Raw genomic sequence first — 26,939 nt, 5'->3', positions numbered from 1 at the left:
CACTGATCAGAAAAGCAGGAAGGGCGCGGACGGGTCGCTGGTCTGGGTGTCGTTCGGCGCGAGGTCCCGTACCTGGTCCGGGGTGATCCGCTCGAACGGAAAGCCCTGGTACGCCACATCGTTGGCCTCATACATCACCATGCGGTACGGGGCGTCCGGATGCACCGGGTACGCCGCCAGATGCGTCACGACAGCGCCGGTGACATGCAGCTTGGTCTCCCGGGACCCATCCACTCCGACCTCGTAGAGCACTCGTTTGCCGCCGTTCGAACCGGCGACCACCAGGCTGTTCTCGCCGTACCAGTCGACCGCGGTGAGCCCGCTGAGGGAGGTGTGGATCCGGCGGGGCGGCCCGACGGCGAGGGTGTCCCCATCGTGGCTCACCGCTGCCAGGTAGAGCTCACCTTCGCTGACGATCGCGAGTCGATGTCCGTCTAGGGCGCCGGCCACCGCTGTCACCCCCCCGAGACTCAGCTGCACCGGCTCCAGCTTGGCCGCCTCGTCAAAGCGGTACAACCGGCCGTCGGCGACTACCAGGCCGACCGGCCGCCGCGGTTGCGCCGAACGCAGCCAGACCGGACGACCCACCGTCCGGAACGTCTCCTGACTCTTGGTGAACGAGGTGAGGGGGGCGAAACCGACCTCGACCGCGAGTCGCTGCCGCCCGTCCCCGGCATCAACCGCAAGCGCCGCGAGGGTGCGTTGCCCGGAGTAGCTGATACCGGCCGAGAGCACCTTGTCGTTCTCGGCCGTCGTCACCGGCGCGGCTGTCGGGCCGAGAGAACGGATCGCCCCCTCGTAGACACAGAAGGGCTGCGGGATGGTGTTGACCTGATACACCGGATTCAGCCTCCGGTGCTCCCCCACATCCTTGATGGTCACCTGCGACTGGTTGCGGATCTTCAGCTCGAGCTGCCCGGTCAGCTCCGGCAGCGACCACACCAGCTGGGTGGCGAGCAGAGTCAGCCGGGTGCTGTCCGCACCGGCCATGTCCAGGTTGACCTCCCAGCGGTCGTCCGTCCGGGTGGCGTTGTTGATCAGATTGGTACCGTCCGGCAGCCCGCTGATCGCCCGCTTCAGCCAGGCGGAGTGGCCACCGACCAGCCACCGGACCACCTCGCTGACCAGCCGGTCCTCGGGCACGGCGAGCGCCAGGTAGCGCTGGTCCGGTACCAGGCGCAGCCGGTCCGAACTCCAGAAGTAGATCGTCCAGGGCTTGTAGTACTGCTGCAGCGCCTCGACGCTGAGTAGGAGCACGTTCGGTGGATTCGTCACATACCACTCAACGTCGTCTCCACCCTCCGGCGCGAACGGCCGCAGGCCGAATTCGTACGTGGCCGGGTTGGCCTCCGGCGGCGCCAACACCCCGTCGGCGGTCAGCTGCCCGACCTGCTGCACGGTGAGGGTGACCTGGATCTCCTCCGGCCCGGGGACCATGACCGGCTCCTCGACCAGCCGCACCACGGTCAGCGCGACCTCGCTCCCCTCTTTCCGCGGCAACCGGGCCCGGTCCTCGGGAACGACGAACTCGCTAACCCGGTCGTACGCCCCACCCAGCTCCCCGGCCGCGGCGGCGAGGAAGTTGTCGACAAACTCCTCCCGGCTGTCCGCCGCGGTACGAGACGACGGCGCCGACCGGCCCCCGCTACGCGTACCCGTCTCGGCGGCCGGGCCGGGGCCCTCGACGCGTACCTCGGTCTCTCCCGGGATCCCGCAACCGGCCGCGGTGACGAGGAGAACGCCACCGAGCAGGCCGGCGAGCACCTGGCGGCTCACGGCCGGGCCTCCGCGCCATCGGTCGGAGCGGGGCCGACCGCCAGCGCCCCCGCGCTGCCCGGACCGATGGCGAGCAGGCCGCCCTCGCGTGGGCCACCACACGGCAGCCGCACGTCAGCGGGAACCAGTCGCAGCGGCGAGGAGGTCAGCCGGTCGCCGGCCCGCGCCGGCAGGGTCAGCCGGAACTGGGCCCCCTGCCCTGGCGCGCCCCACGCCTCCAGCCACCCGCGGTGCAGCCGGGCGTCCTCAAGGCTGATCGACAGGCCCAACCCGGTGCCCCCGGTCTGTCGGGCCCGCGACGGGTCAGCCCGCCAGAACCGGTTGAAAATCAACTTCTCCTCCCCCGGTTTGAGCCCCAACCCGCGGTCGCGCACCGTGACCGCCACCGCGGTCTCGTCTGCCCCCAGGGTGATGTGCACCGGCTTGCCCTCGCCGTGCTCGACGGCGTTGCCGACCAGGTTGCGCAGCACCCGCTCGACGCGACGCGGATCGACCTCGGCGATGACCGGGCCCCCCGGCAGATCCAGCTCGACGGTGACCCCGACCCGCTCGGCGAGGCAGGCCAGTCGAGCCACCACCCGGTGCACGACCGGCACCAGATCGGTGGGTTCGGCATCCAGCGCGGCGAAGCCGGCGTCGAATCGACTGATCTCCAGCAGGTCGGTCAGCAGTTCCTCAAACCGGTCCAGCTCCGTCTGGAGCAGCTCGGCGCTCCGGGCCACGGCCGGATCGAACTCATCCCGCTCGGCGAAGATCAGGTCTGCGGCCATCCGGACCGTGGTCAACGGGGTCCGCAGCTCGTGCGAGACATCCGAGGTGAAGCGGCGCTGCAGCCGCGACATCTCCTCCAACCGGAGGATCTGCCGTTGCAGGTTGGTCGCCATCTGGTTGAAGGACTCGGCGAGCAACGCCAGATCGTCCTCGCCGTTGACCGCCATCCGCTGGTCGAGCAGGCCGGCGGAGAGGCGTTGCGCGGTCCGGGCAGCCACCCGGACCGGCAGCACCACCAGCCGGGTCACCAGGGCGGCGAGCAGCCCGAGCAGCACCACCAGGGCGATACCGGTCCCGACCACGGTCGCCCGGGCATCGGCGGCGGTGGCATCCTGCCGGGTTAACGGAACGAGGTAGTAGAGCTCTACCTGACCAAACTGGGTCGGTACCGGCGAACCGTAGGTCAGATACTTCGTATCGGTCTCACCGAGCCGGCCGGTGCTGATCTGACTGGCGACCTCGCCCGCGGCGACGGTGGCGCGCAGCTCCGGGCTGATCAACGAACCGAAGTTGTCCACCGCCGGGGCGGTTCGGGGCTGGATCACCCCCTCGGCGTTGTCCGCGATCAGGGCGACCACCACCCCGGTCGCCTGCTGGGGGCCGCCGCCGGCCAGGTAGTTCACCGTCCCGTCAACGGTCTCCTGAAACTGCGCCTCTTCTGGCTTGTGGTAGAGCCCGAGCTGTTTGGCCGCGTACGCCGCACCGCTGTTCAGCCGGTCCTGCACATCGGCTTCGGCGTTCTCCAGCAGGATGCTAGTGATCTTGTCTGCGATGAGGTAGGCGAAGCCACCAACCAGCAGGCTGGAGGCCAGAAGCGTGATGGTTACCACCCGCACCTGCAACGAGCGCCGCCAGCCCTGGTGCAGCCCGGCGACCAGCCGAGCGCCCCACCCGCCGACGGCACGCCACAGCTCCCCGGCGCCGAGGCGGCGCGGGGAGCCGTTCGTGGTGGAGTCGGGAACCAGGGAGTTGGCCACAGTGTGGCCAGGTTATCCGGTACCCGCCTTGTAGCCCACGCCGCGCACGGTGAGGATGATTTCCGGGCGCTCCGGATCTGGCTCGATCTTGGCCCGGAGCCGCTGGACGTGCACGTTGACCAGGCGGGTGTCCGCGGCGTGCCGGTACCCCCAGACCTGCTCCAACAAGACCTCCCGGGTGAAGACCTGCCGTGGCTTGCGGGCGAGCGCGACCAGTAGGTCGAACTCCAACGGCGTCAGCTTCACCTCCTCGCCGTTCCGGCTGACGGTATGCGCCGGCACGTCGATGGTGATCTGGTTGCCCGGGGGACCAATGGTGAGCAGTTCGGGGGCGGCATCCTCGCCCCGGCGTAGCCGGGCCCGCATCCGGGCCACCAGTTCCTTCGGCTTGAAGGGCTTCACCACGTAGTCGTCCGCCCCGGACTCCAGCCCCAGGACGACATCCACCGTGTCGCTCTTGGCAGTCAGCATGACGATCGGTACACCCGACTCGCCCCGGATCGACCGAGCCACGTCAATGCCGCTCATGCCCGGCAGCATCAGATCGAGCAGTACGATGTCCGGCCGGTTCTCCCGGAACGCGGCCAGGGCACGTTCGCCGTCGGCCACGAACGAAGGCAGGAAGCCCTCGCTGCGCAGGACAATGCCCAGCATCTCGGCGAGTGCGGGGTCATCGTCAACCACCAGTACCCGAGCTCTCATGGGATTAATCTTCCATCCCCATCTCCGTCATGGGATCCACGTCCGCCTCCGTGGCGGGATCCACGTCCGCTGGCACCGATGCCGTCGGCCGCCGTTACCCAGCACCCCGCGGCCCAGCCGTAACCATCGGCCGCACAGTCGGCTGGCCGGACCAGCCTGCCACCATGATCCCTGGGTACGCCCACCGGCGCCAGTACCGAAGGGTGGGATCCGGTGCTCACCCGGGCTGGCGGCGGGCGGCGGCCGCCCCCGGGGGCGGCGAGAGCGGCGGCCCGCCCCGGGCTGGCCGGCCCCACCCGGTCTGGTGGGGCCGGCCAGCACACGAGATAACCAACCGTGCTGGGCGTCGCGCCTCAGTAGCGGTAGTGGTCCGGCTTGAACGGACCCTCCTGCTGCACCCCGAGGTACGCCGCCTGCTCCTTCGTCAGCGTTGACAGCCGCGCACCCAGCGCGTCCAGGTGCAGCCGCGCGACCTTCTCGTCCAGGTGCTTCGGCAGCACGTACACGCCCGTCGGGTACTCGTCGGTCTTCGTGAACAGCTCGATCTGAGCGATCGTCTGGTCGGCGAAGCTGTTGGACATCACGAACGACGGGTGGCCGGTCGCGTTGCCCAGGTTCAGCAGCCGCCCCTCCGAGAGCACGATCACCGCGCGCCCGTCATCGAACCGCCACACATCCACCTGCGGCTTGATGTTCTCCCGCGTCACGTCCGTCCGACGCGCCAGCCCCGCCATGTCGATCTCATTGTCGAAGTGCCCGATGTTACCGACGATCGCCTGGTGCTTCATCCGCGCCATGTGCTCGTTGGTAATCACATCGAAGCAACCAGTCGCCGTGATGAAGATATCGGCGGTCTCCACCACGTCTTCCACCGTGGCGACCTGGTAACCATCCATCGCCGCCTGGAGCGCACAGATCGGGTCGATCTCGGCCACCACCACGCGGGCTCCCTGGCCACGCAGCGATTCCGCGCACCCCTTGCCCACGTCGCCGTAGCCGATGACCACCGCGACCTTGCCACCGATCAGCACGTCGGTGGCCCGGTTGATCCCGTCGATCAACGAGTGTCGACACCCGTACCGGTTGTCGAACTTGCTCTTCGTTACCGCGTCATTAACATTGATCGCCGGGAACAGCAGCGAGCCCGCCCGGTGCATCTCATACAGGCGATGCACGCCCGTGGTCGTCTCCTCCGTCACGCCACGGATACCGCTCGCCAACCGGGTCCACTTGCCGCTGTCGCGCTCCAGCGAACGGCGCAGCAGGTCCAGGACCATGGTGAATTCTTCACTGTCATCGGCGCCCGCCGCCGGCACCGCACCGGCCCGCTCGAACTCGACGCCCTTGTGTACCAGCAGCGTGGCGTCGCCACCGTCGTCGAGGATCATGTTCAGACCCTCGTCACCCGGCCAGGTCAACGCCTGCTCGGTGCACCACCAGTACTCCTCCAGCGACTCGCCCTTCCAGGCGAAGACCGGCACACCCGCCGGCGCCTCCGGGGAGCCCTCCGGACCCACCACCACTGCAGCAGCGGCGTGGTCCTGGGTGGAGAAGATGTTGCACGACGCCCACCGGACCCGTGCCCCCAACACGACCAACGTCTCGATCAACACGGCCGTCTGCACCGTCATGTGCAGTGAACCCGAAATCCGCGCACCAGCCAACGGCCGCGACTGCCCAAACTCCTGCCGAAGCGCCATCAGCCCCGGCATCTCATGCTCCGCGAGCCGAATCTCCTTGCGCCCAAACTCAGCAAGCGACAGGTCCGCAACCTTGTAGTCACCGTCGGAGACGGTGGTGGGCTGGGACGTCCCGCTGGCGGACGCCGGAAGGGTGCTGGTCATGAAGTACTCCTGTCGACGATGTGCAGCGCGATAAACACCTTACGCGCGCGTACCGGCCGACCGCGCCCCTCCCCGGACAGCGCACGAGGCGGCCGGCACCCGGACGAACGCTCCGCCCCTGGTCCGACCGCCCCGCACATCCCCCCGGTTTGGTTCCCCACACGCCCCCGCGACCGTCGTCGCGACAACGCTGTACCCAAAGAGTCACACCACCATCCCGGCAAGTCAAGCCATTCCGGGAAAATCGGACTTGCGGGTTACTGGGGGTGCGGCTCAGCGCAGCCCAGAGCTCGCCACGTACGCCTCACCCGTACCTGCGATCCGCAGCGCGCCGGCGGCAGCCGGGCTCACCGCGGCCTGCCCCGGCCCCAGCTCCACCGGCCCGGCACCGTCGTCCACAGTGAGGGCGCCGGCGCTGCAGAGCACCACCCGCGGCCCGACCAGCGGCACCGTCACCTCCGCCCGATCCGAGCCCACCTGGACCTGATGCAACGCGAAGTCGTCCACCGGCACCGGCCAGCAGACCACACCCGGCGTGACCGGCACCGCCCGCACCACCGGATCGTCCAACACCTCGAACCGCAGCACCCGCAACAGTTCGTCGACGTCGATCCGCTTCGGCGTCAACCCCCCGCGCAGCACGTTGTCGCTCGCCGCCATGATCTCCACACCGGTTCCGCGCAGGTATGCGTGCAGGTTCCCGGCCGGCATCCAGATCGCCTCCCCCGGCGCGATCCGCACCCAGTTGAGCAGCAGCGCCACCAGCACACCGGGATCACCCGGGTAGCTGTCGGCGAGCGACCGGGCCAGCCGCGCGTCCGGAGTGTCCAACGCCGCCGCCGCCACCGCCGCCACCAACCCCGCACGCTGATCGGCGGGGAAGGTGAGCAGGAGACGTACCGCGTCGGCGAGACCCGCCGCGCCCGTCCGCAGGGCGGCCACCACCGGCTCCAGCGACGGTACGCCGAAGGCGGCGAGCACCTCCGCGGACTCCGCCGGAGCGCGGAACCCGCAGAGCGCCTCCATCGGCGTCAGCGCCACCAGCAGCTCCGGCTTGTGAAACGGATCAACGTAGTTGCGCTGCCCCGCCTCCCGCGCCGCATCAGCGGCGTGGCCGGCGCGGGCCTGCTCCGGATCGGGATGAGCCTGAAGACTGAGCGGCGCGTCGGCGGCGAGGACCTTGAGCAGGAACGGCAGTCGAACGCCGAACCGATCAACGACCTGCTGGCCCAGCCAGTGCCCCGGCTCGGCCGACAACAACTCGACCAGACTGACCCGGGCCCCGTCCCGGTCCACGCTGGCCGGTGCGCCCGGATGCGCACCCAACCACAGCTCCGCCTCCGGCTCCGGACTCGGCGTAGGTCGCCCCTGAAGGGTGGCGATCGCCGAGCGAGAGCCCCAGGCATAGTTTCGGATCGGCCCGTACAACAATTCCATGGGTCAACCCCCAGACAGCCCGGCTTTCTCGCCGGGTTCACTTACGGTCCGCTCAGCACCAGACGCGACAAAGACGTCCGGCTCCAGATAGATCACGCGAGCAATCGGCACGGCGGCGCGGACCCTTGCCTCCACCGCGTTGATATCCCGAGCCAGTTCCTCGGCGCTGCCAACCGCGGTAACGGCGATCTTCGCCGCCACCATGAGCTCCTCGGGGCCGAGGTAGAGCGTCTTCATGTGAATGATTCGCTCCACCTCGCCACCGGAGGTCATCGCCTGCTCGATTTCCTGGACCTCATGCTCCTCGGCACCCTCACCGAGAAGCAGGCTCTTGGTCTCGATGGCGAGGATGACCGCGATCACCACCAGCAGGACACCGATCATCGCGGTACCGGCGGCGTCCCACCGGCCATCGCCGGTGACCAGGGTCATGCCGACCCCGAAGAGCGCGAAGATCAGACCGACCAGCGCACCCAGGTCCTCCAGGAGCACCACCGGCAGTTCGGGAGCCTTCGCCCGCCGGACGAACCGCACCCAGGACTGCTTTCCGCGGATGCGGTTCGACTCCTGGATCGCGGTCCGAAAGGAGAACGTCTCCATGACGATGGCGCTCACCAGAACCACGACCGGCACCCACTGCCAGCTTTCGATACCCTCCGGGTGCGACCACTTGTGGTACGCCTCGTACAGGGCGAAGAGACCACCGACGCTGAACAGCACGATGGCCACGATGAACGCGTAGATGTAGCGTTCCCGGCCGTACCCGAACGGATGCTGTGGGGTGGCGGCGCGCTTCGCCCGCCGCCCGCCGAGCAGCAGCAGACCCTGATTGCCGGCGTCTGCGACCGAGTGGATCGATTCGGCCAACATCGACGACGAGCCGGTCAGTAAGAATGCGACGAACTTTGTTACCGCGATACCCGTGTTGGCCAACAGGGCGGCGATGATTGCCCGCGTCCCACCACCGGCGCTCACGTCCCGGCCCCGCTTCGCTGGGTCGCAGCGGCCCTACCTTCGCTCACTGGTTGGCCAACTCCTTCATCTCGGTAACCGCGGGAATGGCCATCGGATCCAGGCCGTGCGCCAGGGCAAGATAGATCGAGGCGAAGTCAGGCACCGCGACCAGCGAGGCGAGCCGCTCCAGCGCCGAGCCGCCTTCGGCAGTGACCACGTCAACGCGCACCCCCCGCCGCTCGGCGAGGGTCTGGACCGCGTCGGCACGCCGCTCCTCGACCGCGAGCGGCTCGTCGGCGTCGTCCTCCGGGTTGAGGCCGCCGTCACGCAGCAGCACCAGCCGCAGCCGAGTCCCCACCGCCGCCGTGCGGTCAGGATCGGCGAAGATGTCCCGCTCCCCCTCGGCCAACCCGCCGAAGACCCCGTCGAGCAGGCCGACCCGGCCGCGCCCGGCCTCGCCGAGCGCCCCGGAGACAACCGGGTACCGGGCATTCGCCGAGAGCGTGTCGCCGAAGCGGCGGGCCGCGACGGTGGCCAGCGGGGACGACCCCCAGACGATCGGAATCGAGCCGGCCAGACCCAGCGCGAGGGACTTGGCCGGATTGACGAAGGACTCAGCGGACGACCGACACCGGTCAGCCTCGGCGTCCAGGCGGGCGGCGGTCTCCGCCAGATCCGCCTCGTTGACCTTGACCAGACCGAGCATCCGGGCGGCCAGCAGCACCGGCACGGTCAGCGCCCAGAGACTCGCTCGCGCCGGGGCCCGTCGGGGCACCGGGATGAACGGCGCTCGGGCCCGCTCCGCGACCGACTGTAGCCGGGAATCCGGGGCACCGACCGCGACCAGGCGGGCGCCCCGCCGGTGGGCCGCCTCGGCCGCCCCGAGCGCCTCCGGGCTACGGCCGGAGGCGCTGACCGCGATCACCACGTCGGCGGCGCCCACCCAGCCGGGCACGCCGGCACTGCGATGTGGGATCACCGGCACCGGGCAGCGCGGCCCGGCGACCGTCGCCAGCACGTCACCGGTACGCCCGGCCGTGCCGATTCCCGCGATCACCACCGCGCGCGGACGGCCCTCGTCGGCCAACACCGACAGGTTGGCCTCGGCGGCGAGGGTGGCCGACTCGCGGACCTGCGCCCCGCCGGACGCGATGTGCCGCAGCATCCCACCGGGGTCCCGCTCGGCGAGCGCGGCCAGATCGTCCAGCCGGGACTCGTCGACGTCCCGGTGGCCGCTGACGCCAGCCGTACCGTCGATCACGACCGCTCCGCCGGGCCGCCGCGCGCCTCATCCAGTAGGAGCACCGGCACATCGTCGCGGACCTCGAAGATCCGGCCGCACTCGGTACAGGTGAGCGTCTGCGCGTCGGCGTCGTAGTCGAGTGGGGCGTGATGTGTGTCCGGGCAGGCGAGAATCTCCAGCAACTGCGGATCCAGGGCCACGGCGCGGCTCCTTCCACCTCTGGGTACCGGTCGGTGGTGCCGACCGACGCACGGGATCTTATCGGCGAACCCGGTCAAGCACCGCATCGCGGAGCGAGGCCATGCGTTCCCGGGTCGGGGCTTCGACGTTGAGTCGCAGCAACGGTTCGGTGTTGGAGGCCCGTAGGTTGAACCAGGCGCGGTCGGCGAAACGCAGGGTGAGGCCGTCGGTCTCGTCAACCTCCGCGTCCGGGTACGCGGCCCGCACCTCGGCCACCCGCGCCGCCTGGTCTTCGACGGTCGAGTTGATCTCGCCGGAGGCGACGTACCGCTCGTACTCTCCGGCCAGCACCGACAACGGCAACGACTGCTCGCCCAGCGCTGCCAGGGTGTGCATCGCGGCGAGCATCCCGGTATCGGCGAACCAGAAGTCCCGGAAGTAGTAGTGCGCGGAGTGCTCGCCGCCGAAGATGGCGTTGGTCCGGGCCATCTCGGCCTTGATGAACGAGTGCCCGACCCGGGACCGGACCGGTTGCCCACCGTTCTCCCGGATGATCTCCGGCACGGCGGCGGAGGTGATCAGGTTGTGGATCACCGTCGAGCCGGGGTGCTTGGCCAACTCCCGCGCGGCGACCAGCGCGGTGATCGCCGACGGTGACACCGGCTCCCCACGCTCGTCGACCACAAAGCAGCGGTCCGCGTCGCCGTCGAAGGCCAGGCCGATATCCGCCCCGCCGGCCCGCACCGCCCGTTGCAGGTCGACCAGGTTCTTCGGGTCCAGCGGGTTCGCCTCGTGGTTGGGAAAGGCGCCGTCCAACTCGAAGTAGAGCGGCACAATCTCGAGCGGCAACGCGGCCAGCGCGGCATCGCCGAGCACCGTCGGGACAGTGTGGCCGCCCATGCCGTTACCGGCATCCACCACGACCTTCAGCGGTCGAATCCGGGTCAGGTCAACCAACTTGCGCAGGTACGCCGCGTAGTCCGCGAGTAGGTCGCGCTGCTGGACCGGCGCGCTCGCCCCACCCACCGGCTGGGCCGCGCCCTCGTCCAGCAGCGCCTGGGCCCGCGCCCGGATCTCGGCCAGGCCGCTGTCCTGCCCGACCGGACGCGCACCCGAGCGGCACATCTTGATGCCGTTGTACCCGGCCGGGTTGTGGCTCGCCGTGAACATCGCCCCCGGCAGGTCAAGCGACCCGGAGGCGTAGTACAGCATGTCGGTCGAGGCCAGGCCCAGCTCAATGACCCCCCGGCCGGCGGTCCGGACGCCGGTGGCGAAGGCCGCCGCGAGCCCGGGCCCGCTGTCCCGCATGTCGTGCGCGATCAGCACCGCGTCGCCGGGCTCCCCGCCGGTGTTGAGAACCTGGGCGAAGGCGGCGCCAAGCGCCTCCGCGGCCTGCTCGTCCCACTGGTGCGGCACCACCCCACGCACGTCGTAGGCCTTCACGATCTGGGACAGGTCAGTCACCGTGCTCCGCTCCTCGCGCTGGCGGTCGTCAACGGCCTGAGCGTATCGGAGCCCGGACGATCGCTCCGGCCCAGCCGAAGGAAGAGCTGACAGTACCCAGCTCAGTCCGGCAGCCGGGGGATGAACCGGGTACGGTCGTCCGGCGCCGGCGCGGCCGGCCCGCGCTGGCCGGGAATTGGGGGCACCGGCGGGGTGGCGGCGGGCCCGCCCGACACGGGCGGGGTGCCGTAATACCCGAACCCAGCCGGACGTTGGCTGCCGCCGGCGGGGACCGACCGGTCCTCCCGGAACCGCCGGACCAGCAGGACGATCAAAACGACGCCGACCGCGACCATGGCCAGGCCGGCGTAGAGGAAGCCCGAACCGCCGGACGACCGAGCCGGTGTCGCGCTGTCCGCGTCGCCCCCCGGATCGGTTACCGCGTCAACGGCTGTCGAGGCCGCCGCAGTTGCGGCCTCCGTCGCCGCGACGGTCGGCACCGGCGTGGCGCTGGGCGTCGGAGCCGCGGCGGGGCTACCGCCGATCACCTTGGCGGCGTCGGAATCTCGACCGATTACCTGGCCGTCCGGGCGGACGGCCTCACCGACGACGGTGAGCTGCCCGTCCACCGTGTCCGCCGCGAACGCCACCTCGTACCGCAGCTTGACGCGCTTGCCCTTGCAGAGCTGTGGGTTCTCTGGTGAGGCCGCGGCGGTGGCCACTCCGCCCCGGCCGGCGGAGAGCTCCACCGGAAGCCACCTACCCCCGGCATCGACCTGCACCCGCACCTGATCCGCCCGGAGGCCCTCGAGGTAGAGGGTGAGCGCGGCCTGCAGCTGTACGCAGCCCTCGGTGCGCTTGCGCACCTCGACCACGACCTCCTCCGCCGAATCACCGGCCCTGAACTTCCCGGCCGCGCTGACCCGCACCGTGTCCTCGGCGGCCTGCGCGGGCGACACAGCGAGCGCCAGCAGGGTGCCAGCACCCACGCAGACCGCCGCGAGCCGTACCGTGGAGCACCACACCGCCATGATCACCTCGCCGTTTCTCGCTGCCGGGATTCGCCGGTCAGGCTACTACCGCGAACAACTGACGCTTGGCCCGCCGGCGTCCCCGGGCCCCGGCCGGCGGGCCGGCGGCCACGCCCGACCGGCGGCGGCCGGTCGCGGCGGCGGCGGCGGCCCGACCAAGCCGGCGCAGACCTGGCCGGCGCAGACCTAACCGGCGATGTCGGTGAGGACCAGGACCCGGGGTTCGGTGTAGTCGTCCATCGCACTGCGAACCCCCTCCCGCCCGACGCCCGAGCCCTTCACCCCGCCGTACGGCATCTGGTCGGCCCGGAACGACGGCACGTCCCCGACGATCACCCCACCCACCTCCAGCACCTGCCCGGCCCGGAACGCGGTGTCCAGCCGGTGGGTGAAAACGCCCGCCTGCAACCCGTACGCCGAATCGTTGACCGCGGCGAACGCGGCGTCGTCGGTGCTCGCCCGAGCGATCACCAACACCGGTCCGAACACCTCCTCCACACTGACCTTGGCGTCCCTCGGCACCCCGGACAGCACCGTGGGCGGGAACGCGGCCCCGACCCGGCGCCCACCGACCTCGACGGTGGCGCCTGCCGCGACCGCCTCGTCCACCCACTCCTCGACCCGGCGGGCGGCTGACTCCGAGACCAGCGGACCGACCTCGGTCAGCTCGGACGAGGGATCACCCGTGCGCAGCGCCCGCACCGCCGCGACCAGGCGGGGCAGGAGCCCGTCGTAGAGCCACTCGTGCACGTAGACCCGCTGCACCGCGATGCAGGACTGGCCGGCCTGGTAGTTCGAGAACGTCGCGATGCGCTGCGCGGCGTAGGTCAGATCCTCCTCCGTGCTCCAGTCCTCGCAGATCACCACGGCCGCGTTGCCGCCCAGCTCCAGGGTTACGTGTTTCTCCGGTACCGAACGGCGGATAGCCGCGCCGACCGGGCCGGAGCCGGTGAACGACACCACCGGCAGCCGCGGGTCGGCGACGAGGCCGGCGGCCTGCTCGTTGGGGAGCGGCAGTACCGAGAACATTCCCTCCGGCAGGTCGGTCTCGGCCAGCAGCTCACCGAGGAGCAGCGCGGACAGCGGAGTGGCCGGTGCCGGCTTGACGATGATCGGTGCGCCGACCGCGATCGCCGGCGCGACCTTGTGCGCCACCAGGTTCAGCGGAAAGTTGAACGGGGAGATCCCCAGCACGGGGCCCCGGGGTGCCCGCCGGACCAGGGCCAGCCGGCCGGCGGCGGCCGGGTCGGTGTCCAGGCGCTGCAGCTCACCGGAGAAGCGCCGGGCCTCCTCGGCGGCCCACCGGAACGTCTCGACCGCCCGCCCCAGTTCGGCGCGCGCCCACTTCACCGGCTTGCCGTTCTCGGCGGTGATCAGTGCCGCCACCACGTCGGCCCGCTCGGCGAGCCGCCGGGAGACATGCTCCAGAGCCGCCGCGCGCCGGTGGGCGGGAAGGGCCGCGGCCGTCGGGGCCACCGCGGCTGCCGCCGCGACGGCGGCCTCGACCTGATCACCGGTGGCGAAGGTGGTCCGCCCGACAACACGGCCATCGTACGGATGGCGCACGGTCAGCTCCTGCGCACCGTGTGCGGGGCGGGAGGCGACATGGAAAGCTACGGACTCCACATCTGGCAGCGTAGCCGACACACCACTTGGCGATCCGGGTTGAGCTGGGTCACGATGGGCGCCAGGAGGTCGCCGATGGCTGACCCGTGGCTCGCCCTGGAAATCGGCGTCGATCCGGCGGAGCGGATCGCGCAGGTGGGTGCCGCCCACGCGGCCTTTCTCACGGGGGCGACGCCGCAGCGGGTGCGGGAGGTGGTACGCCGGTCGTGGGAACGGTCGATGCCACTGGACCCGGAGGGCACCCCGCCCGTTGACCTCGTTGACGACATGCTGGAGAGCTACCGGGCCGGGCACCCGCTGGCCCCGGTGCTGCCGATCTTCCGAGACCTGCTCGGTGGGATCGCCCAGGACGGCGCACACCTGATGGCGGTCTGCGACACCCACGGCCGGCTGCTCTGGGTGGAGGGGCACCCGGGGGTCCTGCGCCGGGCCGAACAGATGAACTTCGTGCCCGGTGCCCGCTGGGACGAGACGCACGCGGGCACCAACGCACCCGGCACCGCTCTCGCCATGGACCACAGCGTGCAGATCTTCGCCACCGAACACTTCAGCCGCCGCGCCCAGCGGTGGACCTGTGCCGCCGCACCGATCCATGATCCGGCCACCGGTCGAATACTCGGGGCGGTCGACATCACCGGCGGTGACCACCTCGCCACTCCGCAGAGCCTGGCCCTGGTCCGGGCCACCGCCCGGGCCGCCGAGGCGCTCCTGGCCGGGATGACCCAGGTCGAGCCGGACGTGGTGCAGGTGGCCGCGCTCGGCCGGGACGAGGCCCAGCTACGGGTCGGTGGCCGTCGGATTCGGCTGGGCCGGCGGCACAGCGAACTGCTGGTGTTACTGGTGGACCACCCGGAGGGGCGCACCGGGGAACAGCTCGCCCTCGACCTGTACGGCGAGGACCGCCTGCACCCCGTCACCCTCCGGGCCGAGCTGTCCCGGCTACGTCGCGTACTCGGCCCGGAGTTGCTCGACTCCCGCCCGTACCGACTGCGCTGCCGGGTACGGGCCGACTTCCGTACCGTCACCGACCGGCTGGAACGGGGCGACCCGGCGGGTGGGATCGACGCGTACTCCGGGAGCCTGTTGCCCGGCTCGGATGCACCGGGAGTAGCCCGACTGCGCCGGCTGGTCGACGGACAACTTCGGGCGGCCGTGCTGGCGGCCGCGGATCCGGCACTGCTCATCTCCTGGACCGCGACCCCCGCCGGCACGGACGACCTGACCGCCTGGGAGGCACTGGCGCGGGCGTTGCCGCCGGGCGCCCCACGTCGGCCGCTCGCCCTGGCGCGGGCCCGCCAGCTCGCCCGGGATTTCGGCGTCCCGGGTGCAACGTCGCTGCAACGTCGAGAAACATAAGTTCGATGCCGTCCACTCCTCGTCGACGGCGGAGGTACCCATGACGCGTTACGACACGCCCACCCACTGGCAGTCCCGCTACGACCACTTCATCGGTGGCGAGTACGTCAAGCCGCACGGCGGGCGGTACTTCGAGAACCCGAGCCCGGTGACCGGGCAGCCCTTCTGCGAGGTGGCCCGGGGTACCGCCGAGGACGTGGAGCGGGCGCTCGACGCCGCGCACGGCGCCGCCGGAGCCTGGGGCCGTACCCCGGCCGCCGACCGCGCCCTGGTGCTCAACCGGGTCGCCGATCGGATGCAGGAGCACCTGGAGGCCCTGGCAATCGCGGAGACCTGGGAGAACGGCAAGCCGATCCGCGAGACACTCGCCGCGGACATCCCGCTCGCGATCGACCACTTCCGCTACTTCGCGGGCGTGATCCGGGCCCAGGAGGGTTCCCTCGCCGAAATCGACGATGACACCGTCGCGTACCACTTCCACGAGCCGCTCGGTGTGGTCGGGCAGATCATCCCGTGGAACTTCCCGCTGCTCATGGCGATCTGGAAGCTCGCCCCGGCACTCGCCGCCGGCAACGCGGTGGTACTCAAGCCCGCCGAGCAGACGCCCGCGTCGATCCACTACCTGCTGTCCCTGGTGGCTGACCTGCTGCCGCCGGGTGTGGTCAACGTGGTCAACGGTTTCGGGGTCGAGGCGGGCCGGCCGCTGGCCTCCTCGCCGCGGGTGGCCAAGGTGGCGTTCACCGGCGAGACCACGACCGGGCGGCTGATCATGCAGTACGCCAGTGAGAACATCAAGCCGGTCACCCTGGAGCTGGGTGGCAAGAGTCCGAACATCTTCTTCGACGACGTCAGCGCCGCGTCGGACGACTTCCGCGACAAGGCGCTCGAGGGTTTCACCATGTTCGCCCTGAACCAGGGCGAGGTCTGCACCTGCCCGTCCCGGGCGCTGATCCAGCAGGGCCACTACGCCGACTTCCTGGCGGCGGCCGTCGCGCGAACCCGGGAGATCAGGCCGGGGCACCCGTTGGACAGCGCGACCATGGTCGGCGCGCAGGCGTCCAACGACCAGCTCGAAAAGATTCTCTCCTATCTGGACATCGGCCGGCAGGAGGGCGCCCGGGTGCTGACCGGTGGCGCACGGGCGCAGTTGGACGGTGAGCTCTCCGGTGGGTACTACGTCGAGCCAACGATTTTCGAGGGCAGCAACTCGATGCGAATCTTCCAGGAGGAGATCTTCGGCCCGGTGGTGTCGGTGACCTCCTTCGCCGATCTCGACGACGCGGTAAAAATCGCCAACGACACCCTGTACGGGCTCGGCGCCGGCGTCTGGACCCGGGACATCAATGCGGCGTACCGGGCGGGGCGGGCTATCCAGGCAGGACGCGTCTGGACGAACTGCTACCACGCGTACCCCGCACACGCCGCGTTCGGCGGGTACAAGCAGTCCGGAATCGGCCGGGAGAACCACAAGATGATGCTGGACCACTACCAGCAGACCAAGAACCTGCTGGTCAGCTACGCCCCAAAGAAGTTGGGCTTCTTCTGATGAGCGACCTGGTAGCCGTGACCCCCGCAGCGGCCGAGCTGATCCGGTCGCTGCGGGGGCAGCACGGACCGTTGATGTTCCACCAGTCCGGTGGCTGCTGTGACGGCAGCGCGCCGATGTGCTATCCCGCCGGCGAGTTCCGCACCGGCTCGTCGGACATTCGGCTGGCCGCGCTGACGGTGGACGGCGTGCCGGAGCCAGTCGAGTTCTGGATCTCACGCGCCCAGTGGGACCGCTGGCAGCACACGACGCTCACGATCGACGTCGTCCCCGGCCGTGGCAGCGGATTCTCCCTGGAGGCCCCGGAGGGCCTGCGCTTCCTCCTTCGCTCCACCCTTGCCCGCGGCAATAACGACCTACCGGACGAACCACGTCAACCATGACAGACCGGGTGACGCTGCTGTCGAGCTGCGGGCCTGGATCGCCGCCGACCGCCGGTGGCGGCGGTCAGTGACTGGGGGGAATCACGCGGAGGTGACCGCGACGCCCGGTGGATGGCGCCGCGGCCCCCGGGTCGGTGCCGTCCTCCGGCGGGCGAGGGGCTACCGGGCGGGCTGCCTCGCGGACCGCCTCGGCGAGAGCGACCAGGTCGTCGGTCGAGGGCGGCGGCGGCTCGAACTCCCCCTCGTGCCGAACGACATCCCAGCCCCGTGGCGCGGTCAGACTGCGCGCGTGCGGCTCACAGAGGTCGTACGTGTGCGGCTCGGCGAAAGCAGCCAACGGCCCCACCACGGCGGTGGACTCGTGGTAGACATAGGTCAATGTGGCGACTGCTTGCCGGGGGCAGCCGTTTCGGGTGCAGCGCCGTGGTGACCTCACCGCGGCAGGGTATCTCCATTACCGGCTCCGGCGCACCGGTTCGCGACCCGACACGCCCGTCTTGGTGATCACATTTCAGCCATTCGGATCCGGCGCGCCAGTGCGCCCGGCTGCCGTGGGCCAGCACCGGCCGGAGACTACCCTGGGCGCATGGGAAGCCCGGAACACCGTCGCCCCGGCACCGGCCGACGCACCCGCCGCGACCGCCATGGACGTGGCCTGCGCGGTCGTCTGGTGCCGGCGACGGTGCCGCTGGCCCGGACAAAGGCCGAGGTCTTCGATGAACTGGTGCTGGACACGGTGGAGACCCTCGAACGGCGATTCGCCAAGGAACTGGCCGGCGTCGAGTTCGCGGTGGAGGATGTGCCGCCGGAGTTGAATGTCTACGACTCGGACGTGCTCGAGGATGGCGCGGTACCCCTGGCCCGCCTGCTGCCGGGGCGACCGGGCCGGCAGGAGATGCCGCCACGGATTGTCCTCTACCGCCGGCCGCTCGAGTTTCGGGCGATGGACCGTGAGGACCTGGCCGACCTGGTCCACGACGTGATCATCGAACAGGTGGCGAACCTACTCGGAGCCGACCCGGACGAGTTGGCCTGAGCCCGGCCGCAGCGGCGGGTCCGCGCGGGGCCACGGCGGCGGTCCGGGGCAGCCCCCACTACCCCGGATCCAACCTGCTGTCAGGCGGCACGCCGCTTGAGCCGGCGGCGCTCCCGCTCCGAGAGACCGCCCCAGATACCGAACCGTTCGTCGTGACCGAGCGCGTACTCGAGGCACTCGGTCTTGACCTCGCAGCGCGAGCAGATCCGCTTTGCCTCACGGGTCGAGCCGCCCTTCTCGGGGAAGAACGCCTCCGGATCGGTCTGCGAGCAGAGTGCCCGCTCCTGCCACTCCGGCTCGTTTCCGAGCAGGTCGGCCGCCTCGAGCTGGCCGTCCATCCAATGCCTCCTTGTCGCGCACCGGCGTCGTCGCCGCTGCAACCCCCCACGCGAAAGGCGTGCTGTCCGTCCGGTACCGAAATGTAGTGTTTCGCGGACAAACCCCAGTCAAATTACACGCGTGTCATTCGTGCGCCGTCAAGCCAAACTTGATAATGGGGTCGCCCTCCAAACCTCACCCGGTCCGGACCATCCGGTCTCCCGGCCTCGCAACCTGCCCTACCGATTCAGACCCCCGCCGGGTAACGCCCACCCCGGCGAGTTGCCGGAGTTTTCTCCGTGGCGCGGCACCAGAACACCCGTCCAGCCAACCCACTGAACCAACCCGTTGATCTTGGCGCCGCCAAGGCTATCCCGCCGCCACCGTGCCCGCAGCCCAGGGTGACCGAGGGGCGCAACCACCATCCACATGGTGGGCATTCGATGAAACTGGGATCAGGCATGACCGCCAGCCAGGCCACCGAAGCCTCGCCCAGGAAAGGGAAGCAGAGAACCATCCATTAAGGATGAATGTGGCGGAAGTCCGACCTGGGCTCCCACCAACTGGAACGGCGACCCACCGAAGGCCCAGGCGGGCCACCGCCGGCCCCGGCGGGCCACCGCCGGCCCCGGTTCCACGGCCGGCGGTGGGGGGGGAAGGTCCGGCGCTACCCGGCCCGGTGGCCGTACGCGGTTGTTCGCTTGCACGCTGGCCGCCCGGCCGCTGCCGCAATCGAGATCAACTGTTCCTCGGTCCGGGCCGACCCGTTGCCGGAGCCCGCCATCCGGGAGATCGTCTCCTCCATCAGGGTGCCGCCCAGATCGTTGCAGCCGCCCCGGAGCAACTCGGCGCTCCCCTCGTCACCCAACTTCACCCACGAGCACTGGATGTTGTGGATCCGACCGTGCAGCAGCAGCCGGGACATCGCGTGTACCACCCGATTCTCCCGCCAGGTAGGCCCCGGACGGGCGATCCCCGCCAGGTAGATCGGGGCGTTGGTGTGTACGAACGGCAGCGCGACAAACTCGGTGAAGCCACCCGTACGGTCCTGCGTATCGGCCAACACACGGAAATGGGTTAGCCACTGCGCGGGATGGTCAACATGCCCGTACATCATCGTGGAGCTGGACCGAATCCCCAGTTCGTGCGCGGTGGTGACCACCTCGACCCAGGCGGCCGTCGGTAGCTTGCCCTTGGTGAGAACCCAGCGCACCTCATCGTCGAGGATCTCGGCGGCGGTGCCCGGGATGGTGTCCAGCCCGGCCTCCCGCAACTCGGTCAGCCACTCCCGGATGGAGACACCCGCCTTACCGGCCGCGGTAACGACCTCCATCGGGGAGAAGGCGTGCACATGCAGCCCCGGCACCCGGGTCTTGATCGCCCGCACGAGGTCGGCGTAGGCCGTCACCGGCAGCTTCGGATCGATACCCCCCTGGAGGCACACCTCGCTGGCTCCGGCCCGCCACGCCTGCTCGGCCCGGTCCGCGATCTGGTCAACCGAGAGCCGGTACGCGTCGGCGTCCCGCTCGCGCTGCGCGAAGGCGCAGAAGCGGCAGCCCACGTAACAGACGTTGGTGAAGTTGATGTTGCGGTTGACCACGTAGGTGACCTCGTCGCCGACCGCGTCGTGGCGTACCTCGTCGGCGATTCGGCACAGCTGGTCCAACGCCGGGCCATCCGCCGCGAAGAGCGCCAGCGCCGCAGCGGTCTGCTCGGGCTCCAGCAGCGCCGCCGGATCGTCGGCGGCGAGGCGCAGACCGGCCCGCAGGTCGTGATCGCCCACCCCGACGGTCGCTCCGGCGACCACCCGGTCGGCCACCATCGACCAGTCGCCGTAGACCTGGTCGAAGTCGCCCCGCCGATCGGTGGTACGGCCAGTGGTGTCGATGGTGGTGTGCAGGTCCACCCGCCCGCCGTAGACCTCGTCCGGCTCCTGCCACGGCCGCCCCGTCGGGCGGGCGGTGGGCACCGCCAGCCCGGTCGCCGGGTCCGCCAGGGCCGCAACGTGCGGCAGCAGCCGCGGGTCGAGCCACGGGTCCCCGGCGCGGATGTACTCGGGGTAGATCGTCAACCGTTCCTGCAACACGAATCCGGCCTGCTCGGTGCGGCGGGACAGCTCGTCGAGCCGCGGCCAGGGCCGCTCCGGGTTGACGTGGTCCGGAGTCAACGGCGAGACGCCGCCCCAGTCGTCGATGCCGGCGCGCAGCAGTAGGTCATACTCGCCCGCGATGAGGTTCGGTGGCGCCTGGAGGCGGGCCTGGGGACCGAGCAGCACCCGGGCCACCGCCACGGTGGCGGCGAGATCGTGCAGCTCCGCGTCGGGCATCCCGCGCATCGCCGTGTCCGGCTTGGCCCGAAAGTTCTGCACGATCACCTCCTGGAGGTGGCCGTACTCCCGGTGGGACCGGCGAATCGCGAAGAGCGCCTCGACCCGCTCGGCCGGGGTCTCCCCGATCCCGATGAGGACACCGGTGGTGAAGGGCACATTCACCCGACCGGCGTCCGCCAGCACCCGCAGTCGAACGGCCGGCTCCTTGTCCGGCGAGCCGTAGTGCGGGCCTTTCGGGGAGGACCACAGCCGGGTGGCGGTGGTCTCCAACATCATGCCCATGCTCGGCGCGACCGGCTTGAGCCGCTGCAGTTCGGACCAGCTGAGCACCCCCGGGTTGAGGTGTGGCAGCAGGCCCGTCTCCTCCAGCACGGCCACCGCGCAGGAGCGCAGGTAGTCCAGGGTCGAGTCGTAGCCACGCTCGTCCAACCACTGGCGCGCCGCCGGCCAGCGCTCCTCCGGCCGGTCACCGAGGGTGAACAACGCCTCCTTGCAGCCGAGCTCCGCACCCTGCCGGGCGATCGCCAGCACCTCGTCGCGGTCGAGGAACGCCGCCGGCAACCGGTGCGGCACCGTGGCGAAGGTGCAGTAGTGACACCGATCCCGGCAGAGTCGGGTGAGCGGAATGAAGACCTTCTTCGAGTACGTCACCACCCCGGGCCGCCCGGCCGCGCGCAGCCCCGCGTCCCGGATCGCCCCGGCGACCCGCAGCAACTCGTCCAGCGCGGCGTTCCGGGCATTCAGCAGCGCCGTCGCCTCGTCGGCGTCCAGCGCCCGCCCAGACGCCGCTCGACGTAGGGCCCGCCGTACACTCGCCTCGGTGGGGGCCGGCTCCGTGCGATCAACCATCCGCTCAGCGTAGGCGCTCCACCCGCCTGCCCGCCCTGCCGGTTTGATCACTGGGACGGCCGGACCGCCGCGGGCCGGGGCCGACGTGGTCAGTCGGGGCTGTCGGACGGATTGATCCGCCGGGTGCGGTCCTCGTCCTGCGACGGCGCCGGGGGCTCAACCGACTGGCGGGGAATGGCCTGGTTCGGCTCCGCCGACGGCGGCTGCCCGAACGGCGGCGGCTGCCCGAACGGCGGGGACGTCCCGGCGTGCGGTGCGGCCGGCTGGCCGTAGACCACGCCAGGCTGGGGCGGAGCGGGCTGGGGCGGAGCGGGCCAACCAGCGCCCTGACTCGGAGCGGGCCAACCAGCGCCCTGACTCGGGCCGGGCCAACCAGCGCCCTGGCCGGCGCCGGGCCAACCAGCGCCCTGGCCGGGCCAACCGGGCTGGCCGCCCGGCTGCCCGCCGGGGGGCGGAGCCGGCCAGCCGGGCTGGGGAGCGCCGTAAACCCCGGGCTGGGGCTTGGGCTTGGGCACGTAGTAGAACCGCCGCCAGATCCGATACACCATGAACCCGGCCACCAGCAGCAGCCCCAGCCCGGCCAGCTGGCTCAGGAACCCGAGGAACGCCTCGAGCAACACCGCCGAAACCAGCCGGTCAACGGACCAGATCAGGACGGTCAGGGTGCCGAAGAACGCGCTGAAGGCGTACTGGCCCAACGCCACCTGGGTGATCAGCTTCGCCCGGGGAAGCACCGGGTGCAGGTGGGTGGCGAGCAGGACCGCCAGCAACGGCAGGACGATCACCTCGATGCTCGTGAATGTGGCCGCCGCGCTGCCGGCACGCCCGGCGGCGGAGGTGGCCGAGGTCAGGAGCCGAAGCAGGCCGACAAAGAGGAGGAGGGTGTTCGCGCCGAGGAGCACGAGCGCCACCGGCTCACGCAACGGCTGGGTCAGTTGACGGGCCGGCGTCGGCTCGGTGGACGCCGGTTCGACAGGGCTGGTCACGGTATCCCCCTACGAGCGGAAGCGGACAACTGCCGACGTGAGCCTAGTCTCTCGGGAGGCCCAACGCCCGAAGGCGGCGGGTAGGCGAGGATGGACGGCATGCGCATCGTGGTTCTGACCGGAGGAATCGGCGGCGCCCGCTTCCTGCTCGGGGTGCGGGCTTACGCCCGGGCGATCGGCGCCGAGGTGACCGCCGTGGTCAACGTCGGCGACGACCTGTATCTACACGGTCTGAAGGTCTGCCCGGACCTGGACAGTGTCATGTACACGTTGGGTGGGGGCGCCGACCCGGAGCGTGGCTGGGGACGCGTCGCGGAGAGTTGGACGGTGCGGGAGGAACTGACCGCGTACGGGGCGGAGCCAACCTGGTTTGGGTTGGGCGACCGAGATCTCGCCACCCACCTGGTCCGCACCACCAAGATCACCGCGGGCTACCCACTGCACCAGGTCACCGCCGCGCTGGCCACCCGCTGGAAGCCCGGCGTACACCTGCTGCCGGCGACCGACGACCGCCTGGAGACCCACGCGGTGGTCGACCTCGACGGCGGCCAGCGGGCGCTCCACTTCCAGGAGTGGTGGGTACGGCACCGGGCCGAGCTGCCCACGCACCGGTTCGTCTTCGTCGGCGCGGAGGACGCGAAGCCGGCGCCGGGAGTGACCGAGGCGATCGCCGCAGCGGACCTGGTGCTGATCGCACCGAGCAACCCGGTGGTGAGCATCGCCCCGATCCTGGCCGTGCCCGGGGTGCGGGACGCGGTCACGGCGGGTCCGGCCCCGGTGGTCGGCGTGTCCCCGATCATCGGTGCCGCCCCGGTCCGTGGGATGGCCGACCGATGCCTGGCCGTACTCGGGGTCGAGTGCAGTGCCGCCGGGGTGGGTGGCCTCTATGGTGGACGGGCCAGCGGCGGTCTACTCGACGGCTGGCTGGTGGCCGAGGAGGACGCGGCGACGGCGGTGCCGGGGGTGACGGTCCACGCGGCACCGTTGCGGATGACGGACGAGGCGGCGACCACGGCGATGGTCCAGGCCGCGGTGGGGTTGATGTGAACCTGGAAATCATGCCGGTACCCGGCATCGGCCACGTGTCCGAAGGCGACGACCTGGCCGCCATGATCGTCACGGCGGCGCCGTGGCTACGCGACGGCGACATCCTGGTGGTGACGAGCAAGGTCGTCTCGAAGGCGGAGGGCCGGCTGGTGGATGTCCCGGCCGACGGGCCGGAGCGGCTCGCGGCCCGCGCGGAGGTGCTGGCGGCGGAGACCGCGCGGGAGGTCGCCGCCCGCGGCGCGACCCGGATCGTCCAAACCCACCACGGCTTCGTGATGGCCGCCGCCGGTATCGACGCCTCCAACGTCGACAAGACCCGACTGGTGCTGCTCCCGGTTGACCCGGACGCCTCCGCCCGGGCACTACGCGCCGCGCTCCGACAGCGATACGGCCTCGATGTGCCGGTCATCATCAGTGACACCATGGGTCGGCCGTGGCGCAACGGGCTCACCGATGTCGCGCTCGGCGTCGCCGGCCTCGACGCCGTCCACGACCACCGGGGTGAGGTCGACCCGTACGGCAACGAGTTGGAACTCACCCAGATGGCGGTGGTGGACGAACTGGCTGGCGCCGGTGAACTGGTCAAGGGCAAGTGCGACCAGGTGCCGGTCGCGGTCGTACGCGGCTACCCAGCCACCCCGCGGGCCGACGACGGCCTCGGAGCCCGGGCCCTGATCCGGGACTCATCATTGGACCTGTTCTCGCTCGGCACTGCCGAGGCGCGGGCCACCGGGCTGGCCGAGGCCGCCACCCTGCCGAACGGCACCGGCGCGACGTCACCCGACCCGGCGGCGATCGACCGGGCGATCGCCACCGTCGGCACGACGGCAGCCCCCGGCACAGTCTTCACCCACGTCACCGACCCGGTGACCCGCGACCAACTGGCCGGGACGATACCGGGCTGGCCGGTCGCGGCGAACACCCTGCTCCTCGCCGCCCCGCCGACCCCGGTGGACCCGTTCGGGCTCGTCCGGTTCGGCGCGGACGTGCACCGCCTGCGCGCCGCCCTGGCCGCCGAGGGCCTGCCGTCGACCCTGCTGCCGCCCCCACCCGGGACCTCCGCCACCGCAGCCCTGGCGCTCTAGGGCCGATGGCATCGGGTCCTCGTCGGTGCCGTAGTACCGGCTCCCGTCGAGCTCGGCAAGCCCTTCGACGTGGTGAAACGGCGCACGGTCGGCGACCGGCTCACCGGTGATCCGGTGCTCGACCGAGCCCTCGTCCAGCACCGTCCAGAACCCACGCCGGGCACCGTGGGCGCGCAGCAGCACCGGCGAACGCACCGGGAGTAGATCACTGGCCTCGTTGTCGCCCACCACGAATTCCAGGAGCCGCAGCGTCACCAGCCAAGGGTACGAACGCCGCACCCGTAGGGTTGCGAGCGCACCCGGACGTTAGGAGGCCCCTTGTCAACGCCCGACCTCCCAGCCGACCCGCCGCCCAGTCCCGCCCTGCACGCCGACGCTCTCACCGTGCTGCATGGCTGGACACCCACCTCGGCGCCCGCCGCCGAAGCCCGAGACCGAACGCTGGACCTCCTCGCCGCCGGGCCGGAGGCGATGAGTCGGACGCACCGGGCCGGCCACGTCACCGCCAGCGCACTGGTGCTCGACGCCACCGGTTCCCGGGTGCTGCTCTGCCTGCACGGCAAATTCCACCAGTGGGTGCAGCTCGGCGGGCACTGCGAGCCCGCCGATTCGACGCTGGCCGGCGCGGCGCTGCGGGAGGCGACCGAGGAGTCCGGCGTGACCGGCCTACGGATCGATCCGGTACCGATCGACGTGGACATTCACCCGGTCGCCTGCCAAGGCGGCTCATTCCACTACGACGTACGCTTCGCCGTCCTCGCCCCACCGGGCGCGCAGGCCCAGGTCAGCGAGGAGTCCGAGGAGTTGGGCTGGTTCCCGCCACACCAGCTTCCGACTCCGTTGGCCGGCGGAACCGCCCAGCTGATCACGCCGGCCCTGGCGACGCTCAGACGAGCCCCGCTTCACCCCGCTCCTTGAGCTCGTCAACGAGTTGTTTCACGTCCTGGGCGCGGTCCCGCGGGCAGACCAGCAACGCGTCCGGGGTGTCGACCACGATCAGATCGTGCACCCCGACCGTCGCGACGAGCCGACCCGAGTGCGGGACAACCACCAGGTTCGTGCTGTCCCGCAGCAGGACACTGGGTTTCGCCTCCCCGCCCAGGACCATGTTGCCGGCCGGATCCGCCGGCAGGACCTCGCCGAGGGTGTGGAAGTCGCCGACGTCGTTCCAGCCGAAGTCGCCGGGGACGGTCGCCACCCGGCCCGCGGTCGCCGCCCCCTCCATCACCGCGTAGTCAACCGAGATCTTCGGCAGCGTCGGCCAGACCGTGCCGAGCACCTCGTCCTGCTTTTCGGTGCCCCAGGCGGCGGCGATCTCGAGCACCCCCGCGTGCAGTGCCGGCTGCTGGCGGGCCAACTCGGCGAGGAAGACATCCACCCGCCACACGAACATGCTGGCGTTCCAGAGGTGCCGCCCAGATCGGAGGTACGCCTCCGCCACCTCGGGTTCCGGCTTCTCCTTGAACTCGACCACCGGCCGCGGCGATCCGTCCCCGGTCGGCTCGCCGGTTTCCAGGTAGCCGTAGCCGGTCTCCGCCCAGGCCGGGGTGATCCCCACCGTCATCAGCAGCCCCTGCTCGGCACCCCGGGCGGCCTGGCGAACGGTATCCCGCCACCCGGCCGGGTCACCGATCAGATGGTCCGCCGCGAACGAGCCCATCACCGCGGTCGGCTCCTGCCGGGCGATCACGGCGGCAGCCAGTGCGATCGCCGCGCACGAGTCCCGCGGCGACGGCTCGACCAGGATGTTCTGCTCCGGCATCCCGGCCAGCTGGCGGGCCACCGCGGTGGCGTGTGCCGCGCCGGTGACCACGAAGGTGTGTTCCGGCGTCGTCAGCGGACCGAGCCGCTCCACAGTCGCCTGCAACAGCGACACAGCGGACCCGGTGAGCGGGTGAAGAAATTTTGGATGCCCGGCGCGGGACAACGGCCACAGTCTGGTGCCGCTGCCACCCGCCGGGATGACGGCGTAAATCACCCGCACATTCTCCCTGAACCGATCGACTGAGGCCGCAGGGTC

23 protein-coding genes are annotated in these 26,939 nt (G+C 70.8%); 7 read left to right on the top strand and 16 right to left on the bottom strand.

What is annotated here, in order from left to right; translation table 11 throughout:
• Window positions 1-6: 6 nt before the first annotated feature.
• The 11 genes from T398_RS04335 to T398_RS04285 all read right to left on the bottom strand — a co-directional run bounded on the left by T398_RS04335 (window position 7) and on the right by T398_RS04285 (window position 13,984).
• Window positions 7-1,776: an LpqB family beta-propeller domain-containing protein gene (locus T398_RS04335; protein WP_496444767.1), complete on the bottom strand. Its 1,770-nt coding sequence runs from the start codon at window positions 1,774-1,776 to the stop codon at window positions 7-9.
• Window positions 1,773-3,524, bottom strand: a complete 1,752-nt coding sequence (mtrB, locus tag T398_RS04330; RefSeq protein ID WP_496444765.1) for an MtrAB system histidine kinase MtrB — start codon at window positions 3,522-3,524, stop codon at window positions 1,773-1,775. The genes T398_RS04335 and mtrB overlap by 4 nt, the downstream gene beginning before the upstream one ends.
• Before the next feature lie 12 nt (window positions 3,525-3,536).
• Complete coding sequence (gene mtrA, locus T398_RS04325) at window positions 3,537-4,226, bottom strand: MtrAB system response regulator MtrA (RefSeq protein ID WP_011904877.1); 690 nt, start codon at window positions 4,224-4,226, stop codon at window positions 3,537-3,539.
• Window positions 4,227-4,579: 353 nt separating this feature from the next.
• Window positions 4,580-6,070, bottom strand: coding sequence for an adenosylhomocysteinase (gene ahcY, locus T398_RS04320; RefSeq protein WP_496444763.1), 1,491 nt, complete (start codon window positions 6,068-6,070; stop codon window positions 4,580-4,582).
• Window positions 6,071-6,343: 273 nt separating this feature from the next.
• Window positions 6,344-7,507 (bottom strand): mannose-6-phosphate isomerase, class I, encoded by a 1,164-nt coding sequence (gene manA / locus T398_RS04315; protein WP_496444761.1) that lies wholly within the window; start codon window positions 7,505-7,507, stop codon window positions 6,344-6,346.
• Between the two features lie 3 nt (window positions 7,508-7,510).
• The gene (locus T398_RS04310; RefSeq protein WP_496444759.1) at window positions 7,511-8,482 is read right to left on the bottom strand and encodes a cation diffusion facilitator family transporter; all 972 of its coding nucleotides are present in this window, start codon (window positions 8,480-8,482) and stop codon (window positions 7,511-7,513) included.
• Between the two features lie 43 nt (window positions 8,483-8,525).
• Entirely contained in the window at window positions 8,526-9,722 is a 1,197-nt protein-coding gene (locus T398_RS04305) for an SIS domain-containing protein (RefSeq protein WP_496444757.1), read from the bottom strand.
• Window positions 9,719-9,904, bottom strand: coding sequence for a Trm112 family protein (locus tag T398_RS04300; RefSeq protein WP_018218673.1), 186 nt, complete (start codon window positions 9,902-9,904; stop codon window positions 9,719-9,721). The genes T398_RS04305 and T398_RS04300 overlap by 4 nt, the downstream gene beginning before the upstream one ends.
• 58 nt (window positions 9,905-9,962) lie before the next feature.
• Complete coding sequence (locus T398_RS04295; RefSeq protein WP_496444755.1) at window positions 9,963-11,348, bottom strand: phosphomannomutase/phosphoglucomutase; 1,386 nt, start codon at window positions 11,346-11,348, stop codon at window positions 9,963-9,965.
• A gap of 101 nt (window positions 11,349-11,449) precedes the next feature.
• The gene (locus tag T398_RS04290) at window positions 11,450-12,364 is read right to left on the bottom strand and encodes a hypothetical protein (RefSeq protein WP_496444753.1); all 915 of its coding nucleotides are present in this window, start codon (window positions 12,362-12,364) and stop codon (window positions 11,450-11,452) included.
• Between the two features lie 180 nt (window positions 12,365-12,544).
• Window positions 12,545-13,984, bottom strand: coding sequence for an aldehyde dehydrogenase family protein (locus T398_RS04285; RefSeq protein ID WP_496444751.1), 1,440 nt, complete (start codon window positions 13,982-13,984; stop codon window positions 12,545-12,547).
• Between the two features lie 75 nt (window positions 13,985-14,059).
• Here T398_RS04285 and T398_RS04280 point away from each other — a divergent pair, with 75 nt between their 5' ends.
• Genes T398_RS04280 through T398_RS04270 form a run of 3 tightly spaced genes read left to right on the top strand, consistent with a single transcriptional unit; the run spans window position 14,060 to window position 17,269 of the window.
• Window positions 14,060-15,340, top strand: coding sequence for a GAF domain-containing protein (locus T398_RS04280; RefSeq protein WP_496444750.1), 1,281 nt, complete (start codon window positions 14,060-14,062; stop codon window positions 15,338-15,340).
• A gap of 40 nt (window positions 15,341-15,380) precedes the next feature.
• Window positions 15,381-16,886 (top strand): acetaldehyde dehydrogenase ExaC, encoded by a 1,506-nt coding sequence (gene exaC, locus T398_RS04275; protein WP_496444746.1) that lies wholly within the window; start codon window positions 15,381-15,383, stop codon window positions 16,884-16,886.
• Window positions 16,886-17,269: a DUF779 domain-containing protein gene (locus T398_RS04270; RefSeq protein ID WP_496444744.1), complete on the top strand. Its 384-nt coding sequence runs from the start codon at window positions 16,886-16,888 to the stop codon at window positions 17,267-17,269. The genes exaC and T398_RS04270 overlap by 1 nt, the downstream gene beginning before the upstream one ends.
• Before the next feature lie 64 nt (window positions 17,270-17,333).
• Here T398_RS04270 and T398_RS04265 read toward each other — a convergent pair whose 3' ends face one another.
• Window positions 17,334-17,705 carry a DUF3499 domain-containing protein gene (locus T398_RS04265; RefSeq protein WP_496444742.1) on the bottom strand — a complete coding sequence of 124 codons (372 nt, stop codon included), beginning with the start codon at window positions 17,703-17,705 and terminating at the stop codon, window positions 17,334-17,336.
• 150 nt (window positions 17,706-17,855) lie between these two features.
• Here T398_RS04265 and T398_RS04260 point away from each other — a divergent pair, with 150 nt between their 5' ends.
• Window positions 17,856-18,305: a metallopeptidase family protein gene (locus T398_RS04260; RefSeq protein WP_018727238.1), complete on the top strand. Its 450-nt coding sequence runs from the start codon at window positions 17,856-17,858 to the stop codon at window positions 18,303-18,305.
• Between the two features lie 80 nt (window positions 18,306-18,385).
• On the opposite strand, the gene T398_RS04255 is transcribed toward T398_RS04260, so the two are convergent.
• The 3 genes from T398_RS04255 to T398_RS04245 all read right to left on the bottom strand — a co-directional run bounded on the left by T398_RS04255 (window position 18,386) and on the right by T398_RS04245 (window position 22,787).
• Complete coding sequence (locus T398_RS04255; protein WP_018218664.1) at window positions 18,386-18,643, bottom strand: WhiB family transcriptional regulator; 258 nt, start codon at window positions 18,641-18,643, stop codon at window positions 18,386-18,388.
• 647 nt (window positions 18,644-19,290) lie between these two features.
• Window positions 19,291-21,801, bottom strand: a complete 2,511-nt coding sequence (locus T398_RS04250; RefSeq protein WP_496444740.1) for a bifunctional FO biosynthesis protein CofGH — start codon at window positions 21,799-21,801, stop codon at window positions 19,291-19,293.
• Between the two features lie 89 nt (window positions 21,802-21,890).
• On the bottom strand, window positions 21,891-22,787 hold the full coding sequence (locus T398_RS04245; protein ID WP_496444738.1) for a hypothetical protein: 897 nt from the start codon (window positions 22,785-22,787) through the stop codon (window positions 21,891-21,893).
• A 99-nt stretch (window positions 22,788-22,886) separates the two neighbouring features.
• Here T398_RS04245 and cofD point away from each other — a divergent pair, with 99 nt between their 5' ends.
• From cofD to T398_RS04230, 3 genes are all read left to right on the top strand, one after another.
• Window positions 22,887-23,834, top strand: coding sequence for a 2-phospho-L-lactate transferase (gene cofD / locus T398_RS04240; RefSeq protein ID WP_496444736.1), 948 nt, complete (start codon window positions 22,887-22,889; stop codon window positions 23,832-23,834).
• A complete protein-coding gene (locus tag T398_RS04235; RefSeq protein WP_496444734.1) occupies window positions 23,831-24,919 on the top strand; it encodes a coenzyme F420-0:L-glutamate ligase in 1,089 nt (362 codons plus the stop codon). The genes cofD and T398_RS04235 overlap by 4 nt, the downstream gene beginning before the upstream one ends.
• A 318-nt stretch (window positions 24,920-25,237) precedes the next feature.
• Window positions 25,238-25,837, top strand: coding sequence for an NUDIX hydrolase (locus T398_RS04230; RefSeq protein ID WP_496444732.1), 600 nt, complete (start codon window positions 25,238-25,240; stop codon window positions 25,835-25,837).
• Here T398_RS04230 and T398_RS04225 read toward each other — a convergent pair.
• Window positions 25,806-26,903, bottom strand: a complete 1,098-nt coding sequence (locus T398_RS04225; protein ID WP_496444730.1) for a mannose-1-phosphate guanylyltransferase — start codon at window positions 26,901-26,903, stop codon at window positions 25,806-25,808. The genes T398_RS04230 and T398_RS04225 overlap by 32 nt on opposite strands.
• Window positions 26,904-26,939: the final 36 nt, after the last annotated feature.

The organism is Salinispora goodfellowii, from assembly GCF_059570675.1.
This window is presented reverse-complemented; position numbering and strand designations above follow the sequence as displayed.

Coding starts and splice junctions, on each gene's coding strand:
- mtrA (WP_011904877.1), bottom strand. CDS start 4,226: ATGAGAGCTCGGGTACTGGTGGTTGACGATGACCCCGCACTCGCCGAG.
- ahcY (WP_496444763.1), bottom strand. CDS start 6,070: ATGACCAGCACCCTTCCGGCGTCCGCCAGCGGGACGTCCCAGCCCACC.
- manA (WP_496444761.1), bottom strand. CDS start 7,507: ATGGAATTGTTGTACGGGCCGATCCGAAACTATGCCTGGGGCTCTCGC.
- T398_RS04280 (WP_496444750.1), top strand. CDS start 14,060: ATGGCTGACCCGTGGCTCGCCCTGGAAATCGGCGTCGATCCGGCGGAG.
- exaC (WP_496444746.1), top strand. CDS start 15,381: ATGACGCGTTACGACACGCCCACCCACTGGCAGTCCCGCTACGACCAC.
- T398_RS04270 (WP_496444744.1), top strand. CDS start 16,886: ATGAGCGACCTGGTAGCCGTGACCCCCGCAGCGGCCGAGCTGATCCGG.
- T398_RS04260 (WP_018727238.1), top strand. CDS start 17,856: ATGGGAAGCCCGGAACACCGTCGCCCCGGCACCGGCCGACGCACCCGC.
- T398_RS04255 (WP_018218664.1), bottom strand. CDS start 18,643: ATGGACGGCCAGCTCGAGGCGGCCGACCTGCTCGGAAACGAGCCGGAG.
- T398_RS04250 (WP_496444740.1), bottom strand. CDS start 21,801: ATGGTTGATCGCACGGAGCCGGCCCCCACCGAGGCGAGTGTACGGCGG.
- cofD (WP_496444736.1), top strand. CDS start 22,887: ATGCGCATCGTGGTTCTGACCGGAGGAATCGGCGGCGCCCGCTTCCTG.